The organism is Cobetia sp. MC34 (assembly GCF_018340035.1).
GTDB classification, from domain to species: domain Bacteria; phylum Pseudomonadota; class Gammaproteobacteria; order Pseudomonadales; family Halomonadaceae; genus Cobetia; species Cobetia amphilecti.
In genome coordinates this window covers 1-4984 of sequence record NZ_JADPPY010000068.1, presented here as the reverse complement: position 1 = coordinate 4984, position 4984 = coordinate 1, and the positions used below count along the sequence as shown (strand labels likewise).

The following is a 4984-nucleotide window of genomic DNA, read 5'->3' as shown; positions in this document are numbered from 1 at the left end:
CAGGCTGTGCTCCAACGCCACTCCGGCAACGGAGGCACCGGGTTGCTGACACGCTTCGACGATCCTGGCCTTGAAGGCGGCAGTGAAGCGGCGACGCTTGCGAGGAACTTCCAACACGCTTGATTCCATCATGATAAGTGTCCACTTATTGATAGGTGGACATCTAACGTGACGGAATTCAGGACTCTGCGGTAGATGGGATCACCGGTCGCTTACTATTGGGAAGCCTTGCCGCGGGCTTGATGACGGCTGTCGGGGCGCTTCCTATCTTGTTTACCAAAAGACCGAATCGTGGTGTTCGCGATTTAGCGTTGGGGTTCGCCGCTGGCGTCATGCTAGCGGCCTCTTTCTTCTCACTGATCATACCCTCCTTAGAAGCCTCGGAGCTGCGTTACGGAGGTAGCGTGGTACCTGCTGCCATTGCCTGTGCGGCCATCTTGCTAGGGATTGGAATGGTCGCACTACTGAACGAACTCTTACCTCATGAGCACTTCGAACAGGGGCGAGAAGGGCCAGAGGCTGCCTCACTACGTCGTATCTGGTTGTTTATTATTGCCATCACGATACACAACCTGCCAGAAGGGCTAGCCGTTGGCGTGGCCTTCGGCGCAGGGGGAAGCGAAGGAGGCATTCCACTAGCGATTGGCATTGGACTTCAGAATGCCCCAGAAGGACTGGCCGTAGCAGTATCACTGCTAGGCGTGGGCTATTCACGTTGGCGGTCATGGACGATTGCCGCCCTTACGGGGCTTGTTGAGCCGTTGGGTGGCTTATTAGGCGCTGGAGTCATCAGCATGTCACAAGCGCTACTGCCCTGGGGGTTGGCCTTTGCAGCGGGGGCGATGTTGTATGTGATCAGTCATGAGATTATTCCCGAAACTCATCGAAGCGGGCACCAAAAAAAGGCCACGCTGGGCCTCTCCATCGGATTGGTACTCATGCTGTTTTTGGATGTTTCGCTGGGCTGACCATTGGGCGTGGGGCGTAGCGTTAGTGCTAACCCAAGTCGAGAGCCCCTCCGTGCGATTTTTCAGTGATACAGAGTTGATGATCACTGATGACCTCAATGATTCGGCAGCTTTCCACTTTACCACCGGCACACTGCGTGACCATCCGTTGAAGCTCCTCACGCAGTATGGACAGTCGTTGAAGGCGGGACTCCACTTTCTTTAGGTGATGCGTGGCGATGGCATCGACTTCTTGGCAAGGCATATCAGGTTGATCTGACATGGCCAAAAGCTCTCGCACTGACTCCACCGAAAAGCCAAAGTCACGGGCATGACGAATAAAGGTCAAGCGCCGCACAGCGTCGTCTCCATAGCGGCGCTGCCCCCCACCGGTTCGTGTCGCATCGCGCAACAGCCCAATACGCTCGTAATAGCGAACCGTTTCAGGTTTGCAATCGGCTCGTCGTGCTAACTCACCAATGCTGATACTTTGGCCGATCATCGACATGGTAAAACTCCTTAGGCAGGGCTTGAAGCTGTAGTTGCTACAAGGTTTACACTTAAAAACCATAGCCCATTGGCAGGAGAGGCACCATGAAAACATCAACGCCGACAACAGCGCCTACCACCTTGACGCTGCGTGTTGAAGGCATGGACTGCGGCGGTTGTGAGCGCAAGGTTGTATCGGCGCTAGAGCGACTGGAAGGCATTGAGGAAGTCACGGCAAGCTCGGTCACGGGATCAGTGAAGATTCACCACCACGATCACGGGGCCCCCTCGCGAAAGACCATTGAGGGCATCCTGAACGAACTAGGCTATCAAGTGGCTTCCCATGATGGCCAAACACGCGCACCTGGTGCTTCATCCTCTTGGTGGCAAACCGCTAAAGGGCGCTTGGTCATTATCACAGGCAATTTGCTGATCGTAGCCTTCGCGCTTCGTTTAGCATGGCCTGCGCTGGGTAATATGCCTTTCATTTTGGCCACGCTAGTCGGCTTAATACCCATTGCGCAGAGTGCCTGGGGCGCCCTCAAAATGCGCAATCCCTTTACCATAGAGATGCTGATGTGCATCGCTGCGCTTGGCGCATTGGCCATCAATGCTGCCGCTGAAGCTGCGATGGTCGTGTTCTTGTTCGCCGTAGGTGAGCTACTCGAAGGGGTAGCTGCTTCACGAGCGCGCCGCAGTATCTCAGCCTTGGCAAATTTAACACCCTCAACGGCGAGGCTGATGGACAATGGCCATCTGCGTGACGTCTCGGCGGAGTCACTTAAACCCGGGCAGCGTGTGCTGGTGCGGCCCGGTGATCGCGTACCCTGCGATGGACGCATCCTGGTGGGCACCTCCGACATTGACGAGTCGCCGGTAAACGGCGAGTCCATACCCCGTTCGCGAGCGCCTGGTGATGACATTTTTGCTGGCACAGTGAATCTTGATGCCGCCCTGGAGGTGGAGGTAACACGAGGCGCTGATGACAATACGATCGCACGCGTTATTCGTCTGGTTGAAGAAGCACAGGCCGCCAAGGCACCGATAGCACGCTTTATTGATCGTTTTGCGTATTACTATATGCCCGCCGTCGTCTTACTCGCCCTACTGATGGCGATAGTGCCACCGCTGGTATCGACCATGGCATGGTCGGAGTCGATTTACCGTGCGTTAGCATTGCTGTTAATCGCATGCCCCTGCGCGTTAGTCATTTCCACCCCAGCCGCCATCGCCGCCGGTCTCTCGGCGGGAGCTCGGCGCGGACTACTGATCAAAGGGGGAGCCGTTCTTGAACAGTTAGGTAAGCTTCGCTTGGTGGCATTAGATAAAACGGGCACCCTCACTGCGGGTACCCCAAGAGTCACAGATGTGGAGTCTTGGATTGCTGAGGAAGACGATAACAGCGTATTGCGGCTCGCCGCCGCAATAGAGCGGGATTCCAGTCACCCTATCGCCACGGCTATCGTTGAGCATGCCCGACAGTCGGGCATCAACCTCCCCACCGTCACCGGCGGCCGCGCTCTGGCGGGGCGCGGTGTTTCCGGCCAGGTGGAGGGTCGCGAGCTGAGCTTAATGACGCCTCGTCACCTTCACGAGAAAGTCATCCTTGAGGAAAGTCTCAGTGCTCGGATTGTCGCGTTAGAAGAAGCCGGTAAGAGCCTCGCTCTCCTCGTCGAAGGCGAGCGTTTACTGGGCTTGATCGCGGTTCGCGATGAGCCACGCGAAGATGCCATTGAAGGCCTAGCGGCGCTATCCCGTTTGGGCGTACAGGCGGTCATGCTCAGCGGTGATAATGCCCGCACCGTCGCTGCCACGGGGGGTCGCTTAGGCATTGAAGCGTACGGCGAACTAATGCCTGAAGACAAGGCAGCGTATGTTCGAGACTGGCAAGCGGCTGGCCGTGGCCCCATCGGTAAAGTAGGCGATGGCATCAACGATGCACCGGCACTCGCGGCAGCCGATGTGGGTATCGCGATGGGGGGCGGCACGGATGTGGCGTTGGAAACCGCCGATGCAGCCTTGCTCAAGAACCGCGTTACCGGCATCGCTGAGCTGATAGACCTCTCTCGTGCCACACTGCGCAATGTGAAAACCAACGTTGTTCTCGCCCTTGGCTTAAAAGCCATTTTCCTAGTTACAACGGCGCTGGGTATTACCGGCATGTGGATTGCGGTGATGGCCGATACCGGTGCTACCGTCCTGGTGACGTTGAACGCCATGCGACTGCTGGGTTACCGCTTTTCGCCCAGTACCGCAATGACAGGCCTGTCACAAGGAAAAACAACGTCATGAGAACAGCGCCAAACGATAGCCCTTCACGACGTTGGCCATGGTTCACATTTGCTTGCGTATTGGCTCTAGCCGATCAACTGGTCAAAGAAATCGTGCACGCCCAGATGTCGTTTGGCCAAGTCATTCCGCTAACGCCGTTTTTTAACTGGGTTTATACCGGGAACACAGGAGCCGCTTTCAGCTTTCTCGCAGAAGCAGGGGGTTGGCAGCGCTACCTCTTTCTTGGTTTAGCGTTGGTGGTGGTCGTCGTATTGGTTGTGCAGCTATGCAAACCCCTGTCGCGCTTGGAGGCCTGTGCGTACAGCCTGATTCTTGGCGGCGCGCTCGGTAATACTGTTGATCGCTTAGCGCGAGGGTACGTCGTCGACTATCTGGACATTTACTGGGGCGAATGGCATTGGCCCGCCTTTAACATGGCCGATATCGCTCTGTTTGCAGGTGTATTGATGTTCGCAGTGGCGTTATGGCGTGAAAGTCCTGCTTTTAAGCGCTCTGAGTAACGCTATGGATGTGGTCGATAAAGATAAAGAATATACGCTTTTTGCTGGGCGCTCCTCACCAATAGTCGATTGCGTTGTAGCGCTCGCCGCTGGGGTAATGACCACCTTGAGTGCCGCCCCCTTTTCCCTATGGTGGCTTGGCCCAGTGGCCGTGGCACTGGTCTATTGGAAGATACAGTCGCTAACGCCCGCCATGGCCACCCTGCGTGGGTGGTGCTATGGGGTAGGCCTGTTCGGTTCTGGCACATCATGGGTCTTCGTTGCTATTCACGATTTCAGTGGCACCGGGGCCTTGGTGGCGATGCTCCTCACCACTCTTTTTGTCAGCGCCCTGGCGCTCTTCTTTGCAATCCCCTTTGGGCTCTATCGGCGCATCACGGGGCCACGGTTAGCCTGTCTTAGCTTTGCCGGTATGTGGGTGGTGAGCGAATGGCTACGCACCTGGTTGCTCACCGGCTTTCCCTGGTTATTGCTGGGCACCTCTCAGGTAGATTCTCCACTAGCCCCATGGGCGCCCGTTGGTGGTGTGTACTTGCTGTCACTCATGACCGCGCTGACAGGTACGTTAGGGGTAGAGGTCGGAATCTGTCAACATAGTTGGCACATGAAGTGGTTCTGGCTTTTTAAAACCCTATTGCCTGCGGTATCGGATCCCGCTCCGGATTCAAATGCACTATCTCCGGCAGGTCGAGTTTTCGGATGTCACCTGACCATCGCTCCGGGTGACGCTGCTTCGCGGCCTCGAAGACCTCTCGG

At 56.4% G+C, this 4984-nt stretch carries 5 protein-coding genes and 1 pseudogene; 4 read left to right on the top strand and 2 right to left on the bottom strand.

Going from position 1 to position 4984, the window contains the following annotated elements; genetic code table 11:
• A partial coding sequence (locus IZU87_RS18210) for a transposase (RefSeq protein WP_502711613.1) occupies positions 1-129 on the bottom strand: 129 nt, incomplete at its 3' end.
• Between the two features lie 323 nt (positions 130-452).
• Here IZU87_RS18210 and IZU87_RS17020 point away from each other — a divergent pair.
• A complete protein-coding gene (locus IZU87_RS17020; RefSeq protein ID WP_249330717.1) occupies positions 453-968 on the top strand; it encodes a ZIP family metal transporter in 516 nt (171 codons plus the stop codon).
• 28 nt (positions 969-996) lie between these two features.
• Here IZU87_RS17020 and IZU87_RS17015 read toward each other — a convergent pair whose 3' ends face one another.
• Complete coding sequence (locus IZU87_RS17015; RefSeq protein WP_027957954.1) at positions 997-1455, bottom strand: MerR family transcriptional regulator; 459 nt, start codon at positions 1453-1455, stop codon at positions 997-999.
• 86 nt (positions 1456-1541) lie between these two features.
• Here IZU87_RS17015 and IZU87_RS17010 point away from each other — a divergent pair, with 86 nt between their 5' ends.
• The 3 genes and pseudogenes from IZU87_RS17010 to IZU87_RS17000 all read left to right on the top strand — a co-directional run.
• On the top strand, positions 1542-3728 hold the full coding sequence (locus tag IZU87_RS17010) for a heavy metal translocating P-type ATPase (RefSeq protein WP_027957955.1): 2187 nt from the start codon (positions 1542-1544) through the stop codon (positions 3726-3728).
• On the top strand, positions 3725-4228 hold the full coding sequence (lspA, locus tag IZU87_RS17005) for a signal peptidase II (protein WP_027957956.1): 504 nt from the start codon (positions 3725-3727) through the stop codon (positions 4226-4228). Before IZU87_RS17010 ends, lspA begins: the two co-directional genes overlap by 4 nt.
• 4 nt (positions 4229-4232) lie before the next feature.
• Positions 4233-4984: pseudogene (locus tag IZU87_RS17000) on the top strand (hypothetical protein); the annotation flags it as partial.

Excerpts from the sequence above, each read along its gene's own strand:
- IZU87_RS17020 (WP_249330717.1), top strand. The coding sequence starts at position 453 with ATGGTCGCACTACTGAACGAACTCTTACCTCATGAGCACTTCGAACAG.
- lspA (WP_027957956.1), top strand. The coding sequence starts at position 3,725 with ATGAGAACAGCGCCAAACGATAGCCCTTCACGACGTTGGCCATGGTTC.
- IZU87_RS17010 (WP_027957955.1), top strand. The coding sequence starts at position 1,542 with ATGAAAACATCAACGCCGACAACAGCGCCTACCACCTTGACGCTGCGT.
- IZU87_RS17015 (WP_027957954.1), bottom strand. The coding sequence starts at position 1,455 with ATGTCGATGATCGGCCAAAGTATCAGCATTGGTGAGTTAGCACGACGA.